This is a genomic window from Tepidicaulis marinus (assembly GCF_000739695.1).
Classification (GTDB): domain Bacteria; phylum Pseudomonadota; class Alphaproteobacteria; order Parvibaculales; family Parvibaculaceae; genus Tepidicaulis; species Tepidicaulis marinus.
In genome coordinates this window covers 16122-35984 of record NZ_BBIO01000002.1, presented here as the reverse complement: position 1 = coordinate 35984, position 19863 = coordinate 16122, and the positions used below count along the sequence as shown (strand labels likewise).

Here is a 19863-nt window from a genome sequence, read left to right as displayed (position 1 = left end):
TCGCTTACGCCTTGTTGATATCCTGATTTCCGTTTTGGAAGTTTTGCATAAGGCGCAGGGCCTCGTCATCTTCCAAAAGCAGCCGGGAAAAGCGCCCGCGCTCTTCGGCACAACCTTCCGGCAAGGGTCCCCTGGCGGCCTGTTTGACCAGATGTTTGGCCTCCGCCAGGGCGCGCGGGGTCTTGGCGGCGAAGTTTTCCGCAAGCTCCAATGCCCGGGTAAGCGCGCCGCCCACAGGCACGAATTCATGGACAAGCCCCACGTTAGCGGCTTCCTGCGGCGGCAGCGTTTCGCCTTTTAAGATCAGTTCGAGCGCCTTTGCCTCGCCGATGACGCGGGGCAGGCGCTGCGTGCCGCCTGCACCCGGAAAGATGCCGACATTGGTTTCCGGCAAACCGATGCGGTAATCGCCTTCTTCGGCTACGCGGATATCGCAGCAAAGTGCGAATTCAAAGCCGCCGCCCTGACAATATCCGTTGATTGCGGCGATCGTGGGTTTGCTCAAGCGATCGATCTTGTCGAAAAGCTGTGAGATGGGATTGCCGCGCTTGCCCGCTTCCATAAGCGCATCGCCATCGAAGCCCGATTTACGCACCGCCCCTGCCGCCTCCAGAATATCTCCCACATCGTAGTGGCGGATAAATACGCCGGGCACACCGCCGGTAAAGATTACCGTGCGCACGCTGGCATCTGTCTCGATATTCTCAATCAGCACACCAAGTTCGCTTACCTGCGCCGCATTCATATAGCCGCGGGGCGGATTGGCGAAGGTGATGATGGCGGCGGATTTCTCGCGTCTTTCCGTAACAAGCGCCATGTGGCCCTCCGTTAGATTTCTCCTTTGGCGCGCCGGTAGCCGGAATATTTCGGCTGATCGATGGCAAGCTTCGTCAGCGTCGTCTCCCAAAGATGATCGGCAAGGCCGGGTGTTTCCACGGTGACATCGCCCGCCTCGATACGCGCGCAAAGGAGCCGGTTCAATTCTTCAAGCGTGCCTTCCCGGCCCAGCAGTTTTTCAAGCCGCGCCTTTTCAGCTTCATTCGCCTCCGGCGCGATGGCGAGCTCTCGCTTGACGATATCGAGCGCATTGGCGGCGACAAGCGCGTGGAAAGCTGTATGGCCCTGCAATTGAGGCAGCACATGCTGGCGCATGAATTCACTCACGACTTCCACGATTTCTGATGATTTGGGCATGTCCTGCATGGCTCAGCTCCGTGGCAGCAAAAGGTGAAGGAGATCGATCTCAGTTTCTGACGAGCGCCGGCCAATGGCGGCGCGTTCGACGGAGCGGTCCATGCCCGTCTTGAAGGCTTCATACATCAGTGTGCACATGATGCCCCATTTCAGCGTACCGAGAATTTCCCAGAACCGCACCCGCTCGGGATCGACAGGCGGGCCGCCCGCCGCTTCATAGCCTGCAAACATCTCCTCGCGCTGGCCGAAGCCGCCAACCGGCTGGTCGATATTGCCGAAGCGCCAGGAATTGACGCAGATCCAGCCGAGATCTTCCATCGGGTCGCCCGTATGCGCGAGCTCCCAATCGAGCACGGCGCGCACGCCGTCTTCCCCGATCATCAAATTGCCGTTCCGGAAGTCGCCATGGACAAGGGTAATGCGGTCTTCCGCCGGCACATTGTCCCTGAGCCATTTGAAGGCAAGCTCGAAGACGGGGTGGGGATGGCCGTGGGTCTTATAGGTTTCCCAATATTGCTTGATCTCGGCAGCGGCCGGGGAATGGCGCAGCTCCGGCAGCGTGTCCATCGGCACGGAATGGAGCTTTGCTAGAATTTCCCCGCATTGGCGGGCGAGCTTCGGGCGGGCGGCCTTATAGGCGTCATCGCGCAGGATTTTCCGGGCGATGGTTTCGCCCTCCACCCGGTCCATCACGAAACCGGGGCCGAGCCCGTCTTCCTCATCGAGCACATAGCGCACGGGGGGCACTGGCACACCGGCCTTTTCCGCCAGCCGGATGAGGGCAGCTTCGGTGGCAAGCGGCACGGCGGTTTCCCGCTTCGAAGCCGCTGTTCCCCCCGGCGCGCGGCGCAGAATGAGCGGCAGGGGTCCATCCGCCGTTATGCCGTCAAAGGCCCATGTTTCCTGGCTTGCGCCGCCCGACAGGCGGTTGAGATTCTCGATGCCCTTCAGCGCGCCGGCCTTTTGGCCCATCACCCTCGCAAGGCCCTGTGCAAGTTCTTCTTCGCCCTTGCTCATTGCGCGCCCCGCCCGGAATAGGGTTTGTCATAGCCGGTCATTTTTTATCCTCCCCGGTTCCGCCGCTCTTTTGTCCACGGGCGGGTTTGTTTTCGTGAATCCGGTTCCTATTTCTGGCATGTTTCAGGGATGTTGAAAAACCCCCGGCGCAATGCCTTTTCCCCCCTACGTCAAATGGCAAGAACATGAGCGACAAGCAGGACAAATCTTCAAGCGAACCGCATCTTATATTGCCCGCGGCCCGCGTGGGATTTCTCACCCGGTTGCGGAACTACTTTCTGACCGGCCTTGTCGTGGCCGCGCCGATCGGCATTACGATCTACCTGACAAGCTGGTTCGTCGAGCTTGTGGATTACTGGTTCCTGCCGCTCATTCCCGCTGCCTATCAGCCGGACAGGTACATTCCCTTTTCCATTCCAGGCGTCGGGCTTCTGATTGCGCTTGTCGTGCTGACCCTGCTCGGCGCGCTGACCGCCAATTTCTTCGGCCGGCAATTGCTGGTCTGGGGCGAGCGCCTGGTCAACCGGATGCCCGTGGTGCGCAGTATCTACGGCGCGCTGAAGCAGATTTTCGAGACGGTGATTTCCCAGAGCAACACGTCCTTCCGGGAAGCGGCCCTCATCGAGTATCCAAGGCGCGGGCTTTATGCGCTTGTTTTCATCACCACCAGCACGAAAGGCGAGGTGGCGGAAAAAGCGCCGACGGATGATGACCTTGTCAGCGTCTTCCTGCCGACGACACCCAACCCCACTTCGGGCTTTCTGCTGTTCGTGCCGCGCAAGGAAATCTACCCGCTCGAAATGTCGATCGAAGATTCGGCCAAGCTCATCATCTCCGCCGGTCTCGTGTCCCCGCCGACCGAGGAAGTGAAGAAACTGCCCAAAAAAGATAGGGGACAAGAAAACGGCACGAACGTTAACCCGAGCGAAGATACCTGATCGCCTCGTCCCGCTCGAAGAGATAGAGCAGGGTGCGCAGTGCCTCACCGCGCGCGCCTTCAAGCTCCGGGTCCGTTTCCATGATCAGCCGCGCATCGTCATAGGCGACACTTAAAAGCTCGCGGTGCGCGGTGATATCGGCAAGGCGGAATTCCGGCATGCCGCTTTGGCGTGTGCCGAGCAGTTCGCCTGCGCCGCGCAGACGCAGATCCTCTTCGGCGATGATGAACCCGTCTTCCGTATCCCGCATGATCTTGAGCCGCGCCTTTGCCGTCTCGCCCAAGGTGCCGTGATAAAGGAGAAGGCAGGTGGACTTACCGCTGCCGCGCCCGACGCGCCCGCGCAGCTGATGCAGCTGGGCAAGGCCGAAACGCTCGGCATGTTCGATCACCATGACCGTGGCTTCGGGCACATCGACGCCGACTTCGATCACCGTGGTGGCGACGAGCAGCGAAATCTCCCCGGACTGGAACTTCGCCATTACGGCGTCTTTTTCCGCCGCCCGCATGCGCCCATGCACGATCCCAACTTTATCCCCGAATGTATGGCTGAGCGCGCCGTAACGTTCCTCGGCCGCGGCAACGTCAAGGACGTCGGATTCTTCGACGAGCCGGCAGACCCAATAGACACGCGCGCCGCTCTGCATCGCCCGGCGCACGGCTTCCACCACCTCGTGAAGGCGCTCGGCGGAGACAAGACGCGTGTCGATGGGCTGGCGGCCGGGCGGCTTCTCAGTGAGGCGGGAAACATCCATATCCCCATAAGCCGTCAGCGTCAGGGTGCGGGGAATAGGCGTTGCCGTCATCACCAGCACGTTCGTGCCCGCGCCGCCTTTCGATTGCAGCTGCATGCGCTGATGGACACCGAAACGGTGCTGCTCGTCCACCACGGCAACGGCAAGGTCCTTGAAATGCACATCTTCCTGAAAGAGCGCATGGGTGCCGACCAGAATATCGATCTCCCCGGATTGAAGGCGGCTCAGCACCGCCTCGCGGGACTTGCCTTTCTCCCGGCCGGTGAGAAGCGCGAGGGTGACACCCGCCGCCTCGCAGAGCGGGGCAAGGCCTGCGGCATGCTGACGGGCGAGAATTTCGGTCGGCGCCATAAGGGCAGCCTGCGCGCCGCTCTCAATGGCCGAAAGCATGGCCATGAGGCCGACCAGCGTTTTGCCCGAGCCCACATCCCCTTGAAGGAGGCGCAGCATGCGCCGGTTCGAGGCAAGATCGGCATCGATCTCGGCAATTGCGTTTTTCTGGGCGCCAGTAAGGGCGAAAGGCAGGACCTTTTCGACCTTGGCCCGCAGGCGGCCATCGCCCTTGACCGGGCGGCCCGCCCGGGCGCGCATCCTAAGACGCACGAGCGCCAATGCCAGCTGATTGGAAAGAAGCTCGTCATAGGCAAGGCGGGCGCGGGCAGGGGCCTCAGGTGCCAGGTCCGCCTCGCTTTCCGGGGCATGGGCGGCCTTGATCGCTTCTTGCCAATCCGGCCAGGCGTTTTTCGCCTTCCAGGCCGGGTCCAGCCATTCGGCAAGGACGGGGGCTTTGGCCAGCGCATTTGCCGCCGCCTTTTGCACCTGCTTTTGCGTCAGCCCTTGGGTGAGGGGATAAACCGCCTCGATGAGCGGCATGTCCTTTTCGTTTTCAGGGGCGACGATGTGGTCCGGGTGGGTCATTTGGGGCTGGCCCTGATAAAAATCGACCTTGCCGCTGATCAGCCGCTTTTGCGCCTCGGGCAGCATTTTCTGGATGTAATCGGCCCGCGCGCGGAAGAAAACGAGGGACATTTCCCCCGTCCCGTCCGAAACCCAGACCCGGTAAGGCACCCGGTTGTTGCGGGGCGGCGGGGGCACATGCAGCTCCACGGTCACCGCCAGCGTAGCGATTTCCCCGTCTTTGACCTCTGAAACGGGCGGGCGGAAGCGCCGGTCGATGATTCCCGTGGGCAGGTGCCAGAGCAAATCCACCACATGCGGGCCCGCCAGCCGCTCATAAAGCTTCTCCAGCCGCGGCCCGATGCCGGGCAGGCGAGTGACGGGGGCAAAGAGGGGAAAGAGGATTTCTGGCCGCATTTTCAGCCTTTTACGAGTATCGGGAGCGCTAATTCTAGCGTGCAACGGAGCGTGAACAACCGGCGGGCTGACAGCGTCCCTTTCTAGGTCTATATCGTGGGGTCAACAAGGAAAGGAAGTGATGTGAGCGACCCACTCGACGTGCGCCGCAAGCGTATCCGATTCCGCGGCTGGCACCGCGGAATGAAGGAAATGGACCTCATTCTGGGCATTTTCATCGATGCCGAGCTGGAAAACCTGTCCGCCGAAGAGCTGGGCACGCTGGAAGCGCTGCTCGAGGTGCCGGACGACATGCTTTATGCCTGGGTGGTGGGCCGTGAGCCGGTGGAGCCGGTCCATGATACCGCGCTCTTCAAACGGATATGCGATCTCAGCCATCTCGATGGAACGATGTTCCGCCAAAAATAAGCCTCCGCACCAAACCCCGAGCCCTTTGCCTGCGAGCCCCCTCCCGTGACCGACATACGCCCCCTCATTAAAACCGATGGCCTTTTGACCCTTGGCGAAACGCCGGAAGGCTTCGATGCCTTGGTGCTGAGCGATCTCGCCCGGGCGCTGGAGGGTGAGGTGCTGCTGCACATCGCCCGGGACGATGCGCGCATGAGCCTTTTGAGAGAGGCGCTTGCTTTCTTTGCGCCGGATGTGGAAATCGCAACCTTTCCGGCCTGGGACTGCCTGCCTTATGACCGGGTCTCGCCCCATACGGATATCGTCGCCCGGCGCATGGCAACGCTCACCCGGCTGGCCAAGCGCGCCGAGGGGGCGGCAAAGCCCCTCATCGTACTGGCCACCGTCAATGCTGCAATTCAGCGGGTGCCGGAGCGTAAAATGCTCGCCGCGGGCGGCTGGCATGCCCATGTCGGCAACCGGATCGATCTCGACGAGCTTCTGCTTTATCTCGCCGAGAACGGTTTTGCCCGTACGGGCACGGTGCGTGAGCCTGGCGAATATGCGGTGCGCGGCGGGATTGTCGATATTTACCCGCCAAGCCTCGATGAGCCGGTGCGGCTCGATCTTTTCGGAGACACGCTCGATTCCGTGCGCTCCTTCGATCCTGAAAGCCAGCGCACTGTAGGTCAGCTTTCCGGCCTCGAGCTTGTCTCCGTGAGCGAGGTCAATCTCGACCCGGCCTCCATCAAACGTTTCCGCGCGGGCTATGTCGCGACTTTCGGCCCGGCCAATGACGGCGATCCGCTTTATGAAGCGGTGAGCGAAGGGCGCAAGCATCAGGGCATGGAGCATTGGCTGCCGCTCTTCCACGAAAAACTCGAAACGCTTTTCGATTATGTGCCGGGCGCGCTTATCACGCTCGACCATCAGGTCGATGAAGCGCGCGCCGCCCGGCTCGATCTCATTCAGGATTATTTCGACGCGCGCGTTTCGCTCAAACCCATGAAGAACATGGATGTGCCCGCGTATAAACCGCTCAAACCTTCAGCACTCTATCTGACCGAGAACGATTGGAAAGCTGAGCTCGCAGGCAAACGGGTGCGCGCCTTCTCACCCTTCGCCCTGCCGGAAACGCAGAAAAACGTCATCAATTTCGGCGCGCGGGAAGGGCGCAGCTTCGCCCCCGAGCGCCAGCAGGAAGGCGTGAATGTCTTCGATGCGTTAGGCGGCCATATCCAGGGGCTCCGGAAAGCAGGTAAGCGCGTTGTCATTGCAAGCTGGAGCGGCGGGGCGCGCGAGCGCCTGCAAGGGGTGCTGGCCGAACACGGCATCGAGAACGAAGCGCTGGCCGAAACATGGGCCGAAGCGCTGAGCGGCAATGCGGCCACCGTGAAGCTCGTGGTGCTCGGGCTCGAGCACGGCTTCGAAACGGATGAGCTTGCAATCATCAGCGAGCAGGACGTGCTGGGCGACCGGCTGGTGCGCCGCCAGCGCAAGAAACGCGCGGACAACTTCCTCACCGAAGCCTCGAGCCTGACGCCGGGCGATGTGGTGGTGCATGTCGATCACGGCATTGGCCGTTTCGAAGGGCTGCAGACGGTGGACGTTTCCGGCGCGCCCCATGACTGCCTTCTCATTCTTTATCATGGCGGCGACAAGCTCTATCTGCCGGTCGAGAATATCGAGCTTCTTTCCCGCTTCGGCTCCGACGATGCCGCCGTGCAGCTGGACCGTCTCGGCGGCTCGGGCTGGCAAGCGCGCAAGGCGAAGCTGAAAGAACGCCTGCGCGATATGGCGGCGCAGCTCATCAAGATCGCCGCGGCACGCGAGCTGAAAGACGCCCCGCCCATCAATATTCAAGACGGCATTTACGACGAGTTTTGCGCACGTTTTCCTTACGAGGAAACGGACGATCAGGCCCAGGCCATCGACGCGGTGATGGAAGATCTTTCCAAAGGACGGCCGATGGACCGGCTGGTTTGCGGCGATGTCGGCTTCGGCAAGACGGAAGTCGCCTTGCGCGCCGCCTTTACCGCCGCCATGGACGGGCATCAGGTGGCGGTCGTCGTGCCGACGACGCTGCTTGCCCGCCAGCATTTCAAATCCTTTAGAGAGCGTTTTACCGGATTGCCGCTCAACATCCGTCAGCTCTCCCGTCTCGTGCCGCATAAGGAAGCGCAGGAAACGAAGGCCGGGCTTACAAGCGGCGACGTTGATATCGTCATCGGCACTCATGCGCTGCTCAGCAAGACCATCAAATTCAACAATCTCGGCCTCATGATCGTCGATGAAGAACAGCATTTCGGCGTCAAACACAAAGAACGTTTGAAAGAGCTGCGCTCGGATGTGCATGTGCTGACGCTGACGGCAACGCCCATTCCGCGCACGCTGCAGCTCGCCCTTTCCGGTGTGCGGGAGCTCTCGCTTATCGCCACCCCGCCCGTGGACCGGCTGGCGGTGCGCACTTATGTGGCGCCGTTCGATCCCGTCATCATCCGCGAGGCGTTTTTGCGCGAGCATTACCGGGGCGGGCAGAGCTTTTATGTCTGTCCGCGCATTTCCGATCTGAAGGAAGCGGAAGACTTTCTGAAAGAATATGTGCCGGAAGTGAAATTCATCACCGCCCATGGGCAGATGGCGCCGACGGAAATCGAAGACAAGATGACCGCCTTTTATGACGGTCAATATGACGTGCTGATTTCGACGACAATCGTGGAATCGGGCATCGATATTCCGACCGCCAACACCATGGTCATTCACCGGGCGGATATGTTCGGTCTCTCGCAGCTTTATCAGCTTCGGGGCCGGGTGGGGCGTTCCAAATCCCGTGCCTATGCCTATATGACCGTGCCGGCGAACAAAAAGCTGACCCCGACGGCGGAAAAACGCCTGCGGGTGCTGCAATCGCTCGACTCGCTCGGCGCCGGGTTCACGCTTGCCTCGCACGATCTCGACATTCGCGGGGCGGGCAATCTTCTGGGTGAAGAGCAGTCCGGCCATATCAAAGAGGTGGGCTACGAGCTTTACCAGGAAATGCTGGAAGAAGCCGTCGCCTCGCTGCGCGGGGAAGAAGGCAGCGGCGATGAAGGCCAATGGTCGCCGCAGATCAATATCGGCACGCCGGTTCTTATCCCGGAGAATTACGTGCCGGACCTCAATGCCCGGATGGCGCTTTACCGGCGTCTTTCCAGTGTCGAGGACCAGCAGGATATTGACGGTTTCGCCGCCGAGCTGATCGACCGTTTTGGCCCGCTGCCAGATGAGGTCGAGCATCTGCTGAAAATCGTCGAGATCAAAGGTCTCTGCCGCAAGGCCTTGGTAGAAAAAGTCGATGCGGGGCCGAAGGGCGCGGTGCTCACTTTCCGCAATAACGAGTTTCCGAACCCGGGCGGGCTTGTCGAATTCATCAATGACGAGCGCGATAAGGCCAAGCTGCGCCCGGATCACAAGCTCGTTTTCATGCGCAACTGGCCGCTGCCGGAAGACAGGCTCAATGGCACACGGTTGATGATGCGCAAACTTGCGGAAATTGCAGGAGAAGCGGCAGCGGCGGCCTGATGTGCCTTAAGCTTCCGCCGCTTCCTTCAGCTTCATCTCGATACGGTCGAACACTTTCACCAGCGTGTCCGCATCCTGCGCGCCGACCAGCGCGAACTGATTTTCAAAAAGGAAGCAGGGCACGCCGGTGATCCCCATCTGCCGGGCCTGGAAATCGTCATATTCGATCCGCTTGAGGTCCGCATCGGAATTGAGCAGATCGCGCACCACATCGCCTTCCATGCCCGCTTCCTCGGCCACGGCAACGAGCACCTCCTTGTCACCGATATCCTTGCCTTCCTCGAAATAGGCTTTGAAGAGCAGGCTGACGACTTCGTCCTGCACACCGGCGCTGCCGGCCCAAAGGATCAGGCGGTGCGAGTCCAGCGTATTGGGCGAGCGCTCGATCTTGTCGAAGGCGAAGGGAATGCCCTCGCGCGCGCCCATCTCTTTCAGCGCGCTGCCCGCTTCCTTCATTTTTTCCGGGCCGAACTTGCGTTCCAGATATTCCTGGCGGTCCACGCCTTCAGGCGGAATGGAAGGATCGAGGCGGAAGGGGCGCCAATTGATTTCAACATCGCTGCGCCCGCTATCGGCCAACGCTTTTTCCAGACGTTTCTTGCCGATATAGCACCAGGGGCAAACCGTATCGGAAATAATATCGAGTTTCATGGGGCGTCTCCTCGGCTTCAAATCTTTGGGAGCAGTGTGACAGAGCCTGCGCCCCTACGCAAAACACGTCTCCTTGACCCCCCTTTGGCACCTTGTAGGATGCGGGCCAATCAGAACCAAAAGGTAAGGACGGGGTCATGTCTGGCGTGAAAATCGCATCTCAGGATTTGAGCGGTAAAATTGCACTTGTGACGGGCGCAACGAGCGGGCTCGGCCTGCGGTTCGCGCGGGTGCTGGCGGCCTCGGGCGCCGCGGTCGCCATTGCCGGGCGGCGCGTGGAGCGGCTCGATGAACTGGCAAAGAAAATCGCCAGTGAAGGCGGCAAAGCACTGCCCGTCGCACTCGATGTGACGGATGCCGCGGGTATCGAAACGGCGATGGACAAGATCGAAGCGCAGCTCGGGCCCCTCGATATTCTCGTCAACAATGCCGGCATGAATGTGCAGGCCATGGCGACGGACGTCACACCGGAAGCCTATGACCAGATCATGGGCACGAATACGCGCGGCGCGTTTTTCATGGCAACCTCCGCCGGGCGGCGGATGATCGCGCGCGGGGCAGGCGGGCGGATCATCAATATCGCCTCCATCGGCGCACATAGCGTGCTGCCGGGCCTTGCCGTTTACTGCATGTCGAAAGCAGCAACGGCCATGATGACGAAATCGCTGGCGCGCGAATGGGCGAAACACGAAATCAACGTCAACGCGATTTGCCCCGGCTATATCCGCACCGAGCTCAACTCCGAATGGTTCGACAGCGCGGGCGGGCAAAAGCAGATTGCCGGCTTCCCCCGCAAGCGGCTGGGCGAAGATTCCGACCTCGACGGTACGCTGCTGCTGCTGGCAGGAGATCAGGGCCGCCTGATCACGGGTTCCCTTTTCACCGTGGATGACGGACAATCACTGAAGCCTGCCTAAACGCAGGATCACAAGGGGGGATGATGGCGAAATTTCTGCTGGGCTTCGTGCTCGGGTTTCTAGCCTGCGTTTGGGCTTACGAAATCGATCTCGACGATGCCGTCGAAGCGCTTTGGGAAGAGACCTGGGACGCGATCGAGGATTGATGCCCTCACGCATCATACTTCCTTCCACGTTGTCATGGCCCAGTTTAGCCGGGCCATTGACGGATATCTACTCAACGCTCGACAAACCCGCTCCTGGATGCCCCGCATAAAGCGGGGCATGACGGTTGTTTGCCTCTAATGCTTTGCGTACCGCTCAGCCAGCACCTTGCGCTGCACTTTGCCATTGGCCGTGCGGGGCAGGCTTTCAACGAAGATGATCTCGCGCGGGCGTTTGTAACCGGCAAGAACGTCTGCCGCAAAATCCAGTATGCTTTGCGCATCGCGCGCCGCGCCTTCCGCCGGAACGACAAAGGCCGCAATGACGCTGACATCAGCGCGCACGCGAAGCTCGGTAACCGCGACTTCCCCGATGCCGGGATGGGGGGCGAGCGCCGCTTCCACTTCCATAGGCGAGACGCGGTAGCCCATGGCGTTCATCACATCGTCCGCGCGGCCCCGGTACCAGAGATAGCCGTCTTCATCGAGCGCGGCGACGTCGCCGCCGATAAACCACTCTCCCCGGAACACCTCGGCCTCTTCCTCCGGCCGGTTCCAATAGCCGAGCATCAGCCCTGGATCTGAGCGGTGGACAGCAAGAAGACCGTCTTGCCCGCGCGGCAAGGGATCGCTTCCTCCTTCAACCGGCAAAATGGCGACGGCGCGGCCTTCCTGCGGCTTTCCGGGGGAGCCTGCGCGAATTTCCATGCCGGGGCCGGTCGACACATAGGTCGAGCATTCGCTCATCCCCAGCGCCTCGTATAGCTCGCGGCCGGTGCGCGCGCGCCATTCCTCGAGCAGCGGCTCCGGCAAAGCTTCACCCGCCGTCAGCCCATGGCGCAGTGCGGAGCCGCGAATAAGCTCCGTGTCGCAATATTTCAGGATCTGCCGGTAGAGCGAGGGCACGGCGGCAAAAAGCGTCGCGTCATAGCGCGCCATCAGCTCGCCCCAGACCTGCACATTCTTCTCACCGGTATAAAGCACGGTGCTTGCCCCGTTCGCCCAAGGATCGGTGAGCCCGACGCCCAGCGTGTAGGTCCAGTTGAAGGCACCGGCATGCAGCATGACGTCTTCGGGCCCAATGCCGTACCAGCCCTGATACATGGGCCGGCGCCCCCAGGCGGCGCGGTGCGCATGGAGCACGCCTTTCGGATTGCCGCTGGTGCCGGACGTATAGACGAGATAGGCGGGATCATCGGCCCGCGTCGCCGCGTAAGAGCTCAGCGGCGCGCCTTGCTTGAACCGGGCAATATCGGCGGGCGTGAGGACTTGCGTTTCCGCCGCCTCGATCTCCATGCCCTCGCCAAGCGCGACGGCTCGGGCGCCTGAATCGGCCAGCAGGAAATTTGCCTCACGCGCGGTGAGCTGGGCGGAGGCGGGCAGCGGCACGATGCCCGCCGCCAGCGCGCCGAAAAAGAGCAGGGCATAATCGCTTGTGTTGGGCAGGCGGATCATCAGCCGCTCGCCCGGTTTCAGCCCGCCGTCCAGAAGCCCGGCGGCAACCGCGCGCACCGCTTTTTCAAGCCCGCCATAGGTCCAGATTTCCGCCGCCTCTGCGGGCGCGGCAAGATCATGCACGACGCGCAGGGCGATTTTCTCCGGCGTGGCTCTGGCCGCCGCTTCCAGGCAATATTGCGCCATGTTGAAACGGGCAGGCGGCAAGGCGCCGGTATAGCGGGGCGCAGTGAGGGAAAGCGTTTCTGTCATGCTCAAGTCTGTCATCTGTGGGCATCTACCCCGTGCGCCGCGCCCGCGCAAGCGCCCGCAGGAACGCTACGTCACGGCGACGGGGCCTCTTTCGCCGGTTTACCCGTTCCCGGCCAGCCGGTAAAACAGGGGCCAATAAAGCCAAAGGCCACAAATCAGGGAGATTCTGTCATGGGCAAAACGGGCAAAGGGCCGCTTTCCGGGGTGAAAGTCGTCGAATTCGCGGGCATCGGGCCGGGCCCGTTCTGCGCCATGCTGCTGTCGGATATGGGCGCGGACGTGATCCGCATCGACCGGAAAGGCGGCCAGGGCGGCTCGAAATTCGACATCTCCGCCCGCGGGCGCCGCTCCGTGGCGATGAACCTGAAATCGCCGGATGCCGTGGAAGCCTGCCTCAAACTCATCGAGAAGGCGGATATCCTGCAGGAAGGCTTCCGCCCCGGCGTGATGGAGCGCCTCGGGCTCGGCCCCGATGTCTGTCTGAAGCGCAATCCGAAGCTCGTTTACGGCCGCATGACGGGCTGGGGGCAGGAAGGCCCGCTCGCCAATGCCGCCGGTCACGACATCAACTATATCTCGCTGACGGGCGCGCTCCACGCCATCGGCCGGCCGGGCGAGCGCCCGGTGCCTCCGCTCAATCTCGTGGGCGATTTCGGCGGCGGCGCGCTTTACCTTGCCATGGGCATGTTGGCGGCGCTGCATGAAGCAAACCGCTCCGGCAAAGGCCAGGTGGTCGATGCGGCCATGACCGATGGCGCGACCTCGCTGATGGCCATGTTCTACGGCTTTACGGCGTCGGGCATGTGGGCGGACGAGCACGGCACGAACATGCTCGATGGCGGCGCGCATTTCTACGACACCTATGAGACGAAAGACGGGAAGTGGATCTCCATCGGCTCCATCGAACCGCAATTCTACGCCATCCTGCGCGAGAAGGCGGGGCTTTCGGACGCGATCTGGGATGCGCAGATGGACCGCGCCAAATGGCCGGAGATGAAAGAAAAGCTCATCGAGGTTTTCAAAACGAAAACCCGCGACGAATGGTGCGCCATTATGGAAGGCACAGATATCTGCTTTGCCCCCGTTCTTTCCATCAAGGAAGCCAAAGACCACGCCCATAACAAGGCGCGCGAGACGATCGTCGAGCGGGACGGGGTGGCGCAGCCCAATATCGCGCCGCGTTTCTTCGGCACGCCGTCGGAAATTCAGGGTCCGCCGCCTTCCATTGGCGAGCATACGGAAAGCGCGCTGGAAGACTGGGGCTTTTCGGGCAGCGATATCGACGCATTGAAAAAGGCGGAAGCGATATAAGCTTTCACCAGAAAGACATCTGATGAGCGCATTGCCGGGCACGACGGGCCGCCGCCGGATCTATCTCATGCGTCACGGGCATGTGGATTATTTCGGCAAGGAAATTCAGGCTGCGGGCGGCGACACTAAAGTGGTGCCGCTGACCCCGCGCGGCCGGAAGGAAGCCATTGCGGCCGGAAAGGCACTCTCTCATGTCCGTTTCGACCGGGCACTTTGCTCCGGCGCGCCGCGCACGCGCTCGACCGCCGAGCTCGTTCTGGACATGCAGGACGAGGCAGCGCGCCCGGTGCTCGAAACCGATGAAGACCTCTACGAGATTCACGGCGGCGGCTTCGGCACCGTGAAATCGCGGGACGATGTCGCCCGCATCATGACGCTTTACTTCGAGAAAGCGGGCGAGCCCGGTGCGACGCTGCTGGAAGGGGGCGAGCCTTTCGCTGACGCCCAGGCCCGCGCGCTCGGCGTCATCAAGCGGCTTTTGGCCGAACCGGGCTGGCATACGGCATTGATCGCAGCCCATGAAGGCATCAACCGGCTTATCCTGAGCTGGGCCGTCAGCGGCGGGCTTCATGCCGCCTCCGCCTTCGAGCAGGATACCGCCTGCATCAACATGATCGATTTCGACATTGTGCCGCAGGAAGACGGACAGGTGGGCACAGAAATCGCCCGCACCATCGTCAAGGCCGTGAACATCACGCCTTACAATTACGTCAAGCACGGCATGAACATGACGAGCCTCGAGGCGATTTTCTCCCGCGAACCTGCCTGAACCCCCACCCTGAAACCGCAGCTTTTCAAGCTTCGCTTTGAGGCGTAAGCTTGTTCAAGCACGCCGGGCATTTTTGGGAGGAGAAGCCATGAGCCGTGAACTGATGGGCAGTGTCGATCATATCGGCGAAACGAAAACCGCCGCGCCTCAGATCAAAGGGTTTCACCACATCGCCTATCGCTGCCGCGATGCGGAGGAGACTTACAAATTCTACGTCGATCTTCTGGGCCTGAAGCCCGCCGCCGCGCTGTCGTTCGACAAGACGCCGTCCGGTGAGGACAAGCCCTTCATGCATCTTTTCTTCGAGATGGGCGACGGTAATTTCATCGCCTTTTTCGATGCGCCGTCAAGCGCCAGCGATGAAACTTTCAACCTGAAAGACGGCATCGACGATTATCACTTCGCGTTTGAAGTCGGCACGATGGACGAGGTCATGACGTTCAAAACCCTTCTTGAAGAAGCGAAGGTTCCCGCCTTCGGCCCCATCGACCACACCTTCTGCCATTCGCTCTATTTCTTCGATCCGAACGGCCTTGCCTGCGAGATCACGACCAAAGACGCTTGTCATGATGTTTACATGAGGGAAGAAGGCGGCAAGGCGGCGCAGGCCATTGCCGAGTGGTCGGAGAAGACGAAAGCAATCAAGCAGGCGCGGATGGAGCTTTTCAAGGCAGCGGATTAAAACGCCCCGCCTTACGCTTTTGCCAGATAGCTTTCTTTCAAGACGCGGCGCAGCACCTTGCCGAGCGGATTGCGCGGCAGGGCTTCGACTTCTGTAATCATTTCCGGGAGCTTATAGGCGGCGATCCCTTCGGCTCTCAGATAGTCCGTCAGGCTTTCAAGTGTGACCGCCTTGCCATTAGCCGGCACGAGTGCCGCGCAGATACGCTCGCCCAGTCTCTCATCCGGCGCCCCGAAGACGGCGGCTTCGGCAATATCGGGATGGCCTGCCATGAGCCCGTCGATCTCACCGGGCGATATGTTCATGCCGCCGCGAATGATGATGTCCTTGGCCCGTTCAACGAAGCGGTAGTAGCGCCCGCCGTTTCCCGCAATCTCAAAAACATCTCCGGTATGGAAGAACCCTTCCGCATCGATAGCAGGGGCCGGGCCATCCTCACTGCCTTCTTGCCAATAGCCGTCAAAAACCGTCGGCCCTTTGATGACAAGCTCGCCCGGCACGCCTTCTTTAAGGATTTCATCGCCGGTTTGAAGATCGACGAGCTTCGTGCGGGTGACGGTGGAAATTACAGATGGCCAGTCCAGCCCGCCGCCACCGATGCGCGGGAAAAATTGCGCCCGGTTTTCCGGCTCCGGCACATCGCCCGCGCCGGAGGAAAGACAAGTGCCTTCATTCGAGCCGAAAATATTGACGATCGGCAAAGCGAAACGCTCCTGAAAGCCTTTCACCATAAAGGGCGCAAGCGGCGCGGAGCCGGACCCGATGCTGCGGAAATTGGATAGGTCCAGCATCGCCAGCAGCTTTTCATCCTTCAGCAGCATATTGAGCACGGCGGGCGGAGCGACGGTGTAATTCACTTTCTCCGCAACAAGCTGCTTTAAGAAAACCGGCAGATCGAGCGGGTGATGGAGAACCAATGTGCCGCCCGTCAAAAGCCAGGGCACGAAGGTACCGCCGAGGGCCGCCATATTGACGAGCGGGAAGGGACAGAGAATGACGTCGCCTTGGCCAAGCCCGCAGGCCTCCACCATGGCCATGCCGGCGGCGCGCCAATGATCGTGATGGCGCGGCACGCCTTTGGGCCGCGCCTCCGTGCCGGAGGTCCAGCAGATCGTGGCAAGGCGCTGCGGATCATCGGCCTTGCCTGGCGCAGGTTCCACCTCACGCCATTCAAGCGGCTGAACACCCTTTGACGCTGCCGCGCCCCAGACGAGAAGGTGAGGGCGCACCGGCGCTTTTTCGGCAGCGGCGCGGGCAATCTCTTCGTGGTTTTCTTCCTTGAAGCGCGGCAGCGTCATGAGTGCTTTGGCGCCCGTCGTCTCCAGCACACCTTCAAGCTCATGCCGGCGCCATTGCATGGGAACGGGCGACACGATGATCCCGCATTTCCAGGCCGCGAGATACGTGGCGGCAAGCTCGGCAATATTCGGCAATTGGACGAGCAGAATATCACCCGCCTCAAGCCCCGCGCCCGTAAGCTGATTTACCAGCCCCTGCACGGCGCGGTGAAGCGCCGCGTAGCTCAAGCGGCGTTCGGCAAGGCCGGTGGCCGCTTCCTTGCCCGGCATGTCGCAGAGGGCAAGCGCTTCCGGGGTCCTTTTCACATTCTCATGGAAAAGAGTACTGAGAGTCTCTTTCCCCCAGAACCCGGCATCGCGGTAAAGCGACGCCTCTTCCTCACTCACGCGGTATCCCATGGCCCGTCCTCCCCAATGGCCGAAAGAAAACCCCCTATGACTTATGTCTGCCGCGCGGCGTCATATTCCGCTTTCAGGCGGTCCACGATCGCGCGCACCGGCTCGACCTGTTTGATGGCGCCGACGCCGTGCCCGGCGGACCAGACATTCGCCCAGCGTTTGGCATCGCTTTGCGGATCGGTGAAATCGATATTGGGTTTTTCTTCCAACATCGCCACGTCATAGCCTGCGCGCTCCAGCGTGGGGCGTAGCCAATTGGCAAGCACGCCTGTTACCGCGCGGGTCGGCACCAAGTCTTCGGCGCTCACTTCCGTCAGCATCTGCTTATAGTCGGGCGAGGCGAGGCTTTCTTCTGCGGCAATGAAGCGCGTGCCCATATAGGCGAAATCGGCGCCCAGCATCTCCGCCGCCGCGATGCCGCCGCCGGTCGTGATGCCGCCGCCGAGCACGATGGGCCCATCGAAAAACTCCCGCACCGCCGGCACGAAAGAAAAGCCCGTCATCTGCCCCGTATGCCCGCCCGCGCCGGAGGCGACAAGCACCAGCCCGTCCACGCCGGCAGCCGCCGCCTTGCGGGCGAAGGGAACCGAATTCACATCGGCAAAAACGCGCCCGCCATAGGCATGAACTTCCGAAACGATATCGCGCGGGCTGCCGAGGGCCGTGATGACGAGCGGCGCGCGGTATTTTTTGACGAGCGCCAGATCATCGCCAAGGCGGGTATTGGAGCGGTGAACGACGAGATTGGCCGCCCAGGGCGCTGCCGCCGCATCCCCTTCAAGACGCCCGGTAATGTCCTGAAGCCATTCTTCCAATATCTCCGGCGTGCGGGCATTGGGAGTCGGGAAGGTACCGATAATCCCCGCCTTGCAAGCGGCGACCACAAGATCGGGCCCCGAGACCAGAAACATCGGCGCAGCCATCAGCGGCAAGCGCAGGTTCGGGAACAGTTTCTGGCGCATTATTCGCTCACCCACCAGGCATCACTGCGGTAACCGTAAAGAGAGGTCTTTTCCGGCACCTTTACTTTGTCCCAAAGCGCGACCCATTGCTCGGGCTGGTAATAGAGCGGGACGACGTAATAGCCGGAGAGCAGCACCCGGTCGAGCGCGCGGATCGCAGCAACGAAATCCTCCCGGCTGCGGGCGGCCAGCATGGCCTCGATCATGGCATCGATGGCCCGGTTTTCCGCGCCCATATAATTGCGCGATCCGTCGGTGCGTGCCGCGTCCGAGCCCCAATAAAAGCTCTGCTCATTGCCGGGGGAGAGCGAGGCGTACCAGAAATTGAGGATCATATCGAAGTCGTAAGTCTGGCGGCGCTGCTCATATTGCGTCGAATCCACATTGCGCACATTGGCGGCAACACCGATGCCTTTCAGCGACTGGGCATAGTTGAGCGCGAGGCGCTCATCATCAGGGCTTGAAACGAGGATCTCAAAGCGCAGCGGCTCGCCTTCGGCATTTTTCATCTGCCCGTCCTGCAGCGTCCAGCCCGCCTCCTGAAGCAGCATGATGGCTTTACGCCGGTTTTCCCGGTTGCGACCCGTCCCGTCGCTCACCGGCGCCTGATAACCGCTCGCCAGGATCGCGGGATCGACGGCATCCATGTATGGGGCGAGCAAGGCTTTTTCCTTCTCGCTGGCCGGGCGGCCATGGGAGGAAAGCTCCGAGCCGTCATAATAAGATTGGATACGTTCATAAGCGCCGTAGAAGAGGTTCTTGTTCACCCATTCGAAGTCGAAAGCATGGATCAGCGCTTCACGGACTTTCTTTTCCTGGAAAACGGCGCGGCGGGTGTTGAAGACGAAAGCGCGCATGCCGGACGGCGTTTGCGGTTTGAAGGCGAGCTTGCGCACATCGCCTTTTTGAACGGCGGTGAAGTCAAACCCCGCCACCCAGCGCGCCGGATCGGATTCCGGCCGCGCATCGTAAAGCCCCGCCTTGAACGCTTCGAAAGAAGCGTTCGTATCGCGGAAATAGTCGTAGATGATTTCATCGGGATTATTGAGGCCGCGATTGACCGCCAGGTCCTTGCCCCAATAATCCGGATTGCGCTTATAGGTGATGCGCGTGCCCGGCTTGATTTCGCTCATCACATAAGGACCGGAACCGATCATGGGATCGAGCGTGGTCTTTTCGAAATCCTTTCCCTCGTAGATATGCTTGGGCAAGATCGGCATCAGCCCCATGATGAGCGGCATTTCCCGGTCGCGCTCCTCGCCGAAAATCAGTTTGACGGTGCGCGCATCCGGCCGCTCGATCTTTTCGACCTTCGAATAATAATAGCGGTGATTGGGCCGGCCTTTTTCCCGCAAGGTTTCGATGGAGAAAACCACGTCCTCGACCGTGATAGGCGTACCGTCTGAAAATTTCGCTTCGGGCCGCAAGGTGAAAGCGACCCAGGAGCGGTCGTCCGGCGTTTCGATACTTTCGGCAATCAACCCGTAAAGCGAGAAGGGCTCGTCATAGGAGCGCGCCATCAGGCTTTCGAAAACGTGCTCGCGCGCGCCGAGCCCTGCTGTGCCCCGCACAATCATGGGATTGACGCTGTCGAAAGAGCCGATGGCCGCCAGCTTCAGCGTGCCGCCTTTCGGCGCGTGCGGATTGGCATATGAAAAATGCGAAAAGCCGGGCTCATAAAGCGGGCTGCCATGCATGGCGATGGCATGTTGCGGCTGGGCAAAGGCCGCACCACCCGCCGCAAAGGCCGCCAAAAACACCGCCGCACAGGTTATTTTTGCCCAGAATCGCCGCATATCCCCTCCCGAGAGCTTTTTTTCAACCATGACGCAGGCGCAAAGCGCCCGCAAGATAGCCAA

General features: G+C 61.1%; 17 protein-coding genes. 8 read left to right on the top strand and 9 right to left on the bottom strand.

The features are described from left to right. Positions 1 to 4 precede the first annotated feature (4 nt). Genes M2A_RS02260 through M2A_RS02250 form a run of 3 tightly spaced genes read right to left on the bottom strand, consistent with a single transcriptional unit; the run spans position 5 to position 2211 of the window. The gene (locus M2A_RS02260; RefSeq protein ID WP_045442487.1) at positions 5 to 817 is read right to left on the bottom strand and encodes an enoyl-CoA hydratase/isomerase family protein; all 813 of its coding nucleotides are present in this window, start codon (positions 815 to 817) and stop codon (positions 5 to 7) included. Between the two features lie 11 nt (positions 818 to 828). Next, positions 829 to 1203, bottom strand: a complete 375-nt coding sequence (locus M2A_RS02255; RefSeq protein WP_045442486.1) for a DUF6285 domain-containing protein — start codon at positions 1201 to 1203, stop codon at positions 829 to 831. A gap of 3 nt (positions 1204 to 1206) precedes the next feature. Next, positions 1207 to 2211 (bottom strand): phosphotransferase family protein, encoded by a 1005-nt coding sequence (locus tag M2A_RS02250; RefSeq protein WP_439645642.1) that lies wholly within the window; start codon positions 2209 to 2211, stop codon positions 1207 to 1209. Between the two features lie 185 nt (positions 2212 to 2396). On the opposite strand from M2A_RS02250, the gene M2A_RS02245 reads away from it, so the two are divergent. After that, complete coding sequence (locus M2A_RS02245; protein WP_081875329.1) at positions 2397 to 3149, top strand: DUF502 domain-containing protein; 753 nt, start codon at positions 2397 to 2399, stop codon at positions 3147 to 3149. Here M2A_RS02245 and recG read toward each other — a convergent pair. After that, entirely contained in the window at positions 3127 to 5217 is a 2091-nt protein-coding gene (recG, locus tag M2A_RS02240; RefSeq protein ID WP_045442484.1) for an ATP-dependent DNA helicase RecG, read from the bottom strand. The genes M2A_RS02245 and recG overlap by 23 nt on opposite strands. 123 nt (positions 5218 to 5340) lie before the next feature. Between recG and M2A_RS02235 the strand changes: the two genes are divergently transcribed. Next, positions 5341 to 5625 (top strand): FAD assembly factor SdhE, encoded by a 285-nt coding sequence (locus tag M2A_RS02235; RefSeq protein ID WP_439645641.1) that lies wholly within the window; start codon positions 5341 to 5343, stop codon positions 5623 to 5625. A 45-nt stretch (positions 5626 to 5670) separates the two neighbouring features. After that, on the top strand, positions 5671 to 9165 hold the full coding sequence (gene mfd, locus M2A_RS02230; protein ID WP_081875328.1) for a transcription-repair coupling factor: 3495 nt from the start codon (positions 5671 to 5673) through the stop codon (positions 9163 to 9165). Positions 9166 to 9171: 6 nt separating this feature from the next. On the opposite strand, the gene M2A_RS02225 is transcribed toward mfd, so the two are convergent. Further along, positions 9172 to 9816 carry a DsbA family oxidoreductase gene (locus M2A_RS02225; RefSeq protein WP_045442479.1) on the bottom strand — a complete coding sequence of 215 codons (645 nt, stop codon included), beginning with the start codon at positions 9814 to 9816 and terminating at the stop codon, positions 9172 to 9174. A 137-nt stretch (positions 9817 to 9953) separates the two neighbouring features. Between M2A_RS02225 and M2A_RS02220 the strand changes: the two genes are divergently transcribed. Both M2A_RS02220 and M2A_RS18450 read left to right on the top strand, forming a co-directional pair. Beyond that, on the top strand, positions 9954 to 10733 hold the full coding sequence (locus M2A_RS02220; RefSeq protein ID WP_045442477.1) for an SDR family NAD(P)-dependent oxidoreductase: 780 nt from the start codon (positions 9954 to 9956) through the stop codon (positions 10731 to 10733). A 23-nt stretch (positions 10734 to 10756) separates the two neighbouring features. Next, on the top strand, positions 10757 to 10879 hold the full coding sequence (locus tag M2A_RS18450) for a hypothetical protein (protein WP_280113597.1): 123 nt from the start codon (positions 10757 to 10759) through the stop codon (positions 10877 to 10879). A 135-nt stretch (positions 10880 to 11014) separates the two neighbouring features. Here the strand turns inward: M2A_RS18450 and M2A_RS02215 are convergent, their stop codons facing one another. Continuing rightward, positions 11015 to 12583: a class I adenylate-forming enzyme family protein gene (locus tag M2A_RS02215; protein ID WP_045442475.1), complete on the bottom strand. Its 1569-nt coding sequence runs from the start codon at positions 12581 to 12583 to the stop codon at positions 11015 to 11017. 171 nt (positions 12584 to 12754) lie between these two features. On the opposite strand from M2A_RS02215, the gene M2A_RS02210 reads away from it, so the two are divergent. The 3 genes from M2A_RS02210 to M2A_RS02200 all read left to right on the top strand — a co-directional run bounded on the left by M2A_RS02210 (position 12755) and on the right by M2A_RS02200 (position 15345). Further along, entirely contained in the window at positions 12755 to 13894 is a 1140-nt protein-coding gene (locus tag M2A_RS02210) for a CaiB/BaiF CoA transferase family protein (RefSeq protein ID WP_045442472.1), read from the top strand. A gap of 22 nt (positions 13895 to 13916) precedes the next feature. Beyond that, positions 13917 to 14663: a histidine phosphatase family protein gene (locus M2A_RS02205; RefSeq protein ID WP_045442469.1), complete on the top strand. Its 747-nt coding sequence runs from the start codon at positions 13917 to 13919 to the stop codon at positions 14661 to 14663. 88 nt (positions 14664 to 14751) lie between these two features. Continuing rightward, positions 14752 to 15345 (top strand): VOC family protein, encoded by a 594-nt coding sequence (locus M2A_RS02200; RefSeq protein WP_052379139.1) that lies wholly within the window; start codon positions 14752 to 14754, stop codon positions 15343 to 15345. Between the two features lie 11 nt (positions 15346 to 15356). On the opposite strand, the gene M2A_RS02195 is transcribed toward M2A_RS02200, so the two are convergent. From M2A_RS02195 to M2A_RS02185, 3 genes are read right to left on the bottom strand one after another with little or no spacing between them, the layout of a single operon-like run. Further along, positions 15357 to 17042, bottom strand: coding sequence for a class I adenylate-forming enzyme family protein (locus tag M2A_RS02195; RefSeq protein WP_045442467.1), 1686 nt, complete (start codon positions 17040 to 17042; stop codon positions 15357 to 15359). Positions 17043 to 17083: 41 nt separating this feature from the next. After that, the gene (locus M2A_RS02190; protein WP_045442465.1) at positions 17084 to 18004 is read right to left on the bottom strand and encodes an NAD(P)H-dependent flavin oxidoreductase; all 921 of its coding nucleotides are present in this window, start codon (positions 18002 to 18004) and stop codon (positions 17084 to 17086) included. Then, entirely contained in the window at positions 18004 to 19800 is a 1797-nt protein-coding gene (locus M2A_RS02185) for an extracellular solute-binding protein (protein ID WP_052379170.1), read from the bottom strand. Before M2A_RS02185 ends, M2A_RS02190 begins: the two co-directional genes overlap by 1 nt. Positions 19801 to 19863 lie beyond the last annotated feature (63 nt).

Coding starts and splice junctions, on each gene's coding strand:
- M2A_RS02260 (WP_045442487.1), bottom strand. CDS start 817: ATGGCGCTTGTTACGGAAAGACGCGAGAAATCCGCCGCCATCATCACC.
- M2A_RS02255 (WP_045442486.1), bottom strand. CDS start 1,203: ATGCAGGACATGCCCAAATCATCAGAAATCGTGGAAGTCGTGAGTGAA.
- M2A_RS02250 (WP_439645642.1), bottom strand. CDS start 2,211: ATGAGCAAGGGCGAAGAAGAACTTGCACAGGGCCTTGCGAGGGTGATG.
- M2A_RS02245 (WP_081875329.1), top strand. CDS start 2,397: ATGAGCGACAAGCAGGACAAATCTTCAAGCGAACCGCATCTTATATTG.
- recG (WP_045442484.1), bottom strand. CDS start 5,217: ATGCGGCCAGAAATCCTCTTTCCCCTCTTTGCCCCCGTCACTCGCCTG.
- M2A_RS02225 (WP_045442479.1), bottom strand. CDS start 9,816: ATGAAACTCGATATTATTTCCGATACGGTTTGCCCCTGGTGCTATATC.
- M2A_RS02220 (WP_045442477.1), top strand. CDS start 9,954: ATGTCTGGCGTGAAAATCGCATCTCAGGATTTGAGCGGTAAAATTGCA.
- M2A_RS18450 (WP_280113597.1), top strand. CDS start 10,757: ATGGCGAAATTTCTGCTGGGCTTCGTGCTCGGGTTTCTAGCCTGCGTT.
- M2A_RS02215 (WP_045442475.1), bottom strand. CDS start 12,583: ATGACAGAAACGCTTTCCCTCACTGCGCCCCGCTATACCGGCGCCTTG.
- M2A_RS02210 (WP_045442472.1), top strand. CDS start 12,755: ATGGGCAAAACGGGCAAAGGGCCGCTTTCCGGGGTGAAAGTCGTCGAA.
- M2A_RS02205 (WP_045442469.1), top strand. CDS start 13,917: ATGAGCGCATTGCCGGGCACGACGGGCCGCCGCCGGATCTATCTCATG.
- M2A_RS02200 (WP_052379139.1), top strand. CDS start 14,752: ATGAGCCGTGAACTGATGGGCAGTGTCGATCATATCGGCGAAACGAAA.
- M2A_RS02195 (WP_045442467.1), bottom strand. CDS start 17,042: ATGGGATACCGCGTGAGTGAGGAAGAGGCGTCGCTTTACCGCGATGCC.
- M2A_RS02190 (WP_045442465.1), bottom strand. CDS start 18,004: ATGCGCCAGAAACTGTTCCCGAACCTGCGCTTGCCGCTGATGGCTGCG.
- M2A_RS02185 (WP_052379170.1), bottom strand. CDS start 19,800: ATGCGGCGATTCTGGGCAAAAATAACCTGTGCGGCGGTGTTTTTGGCG.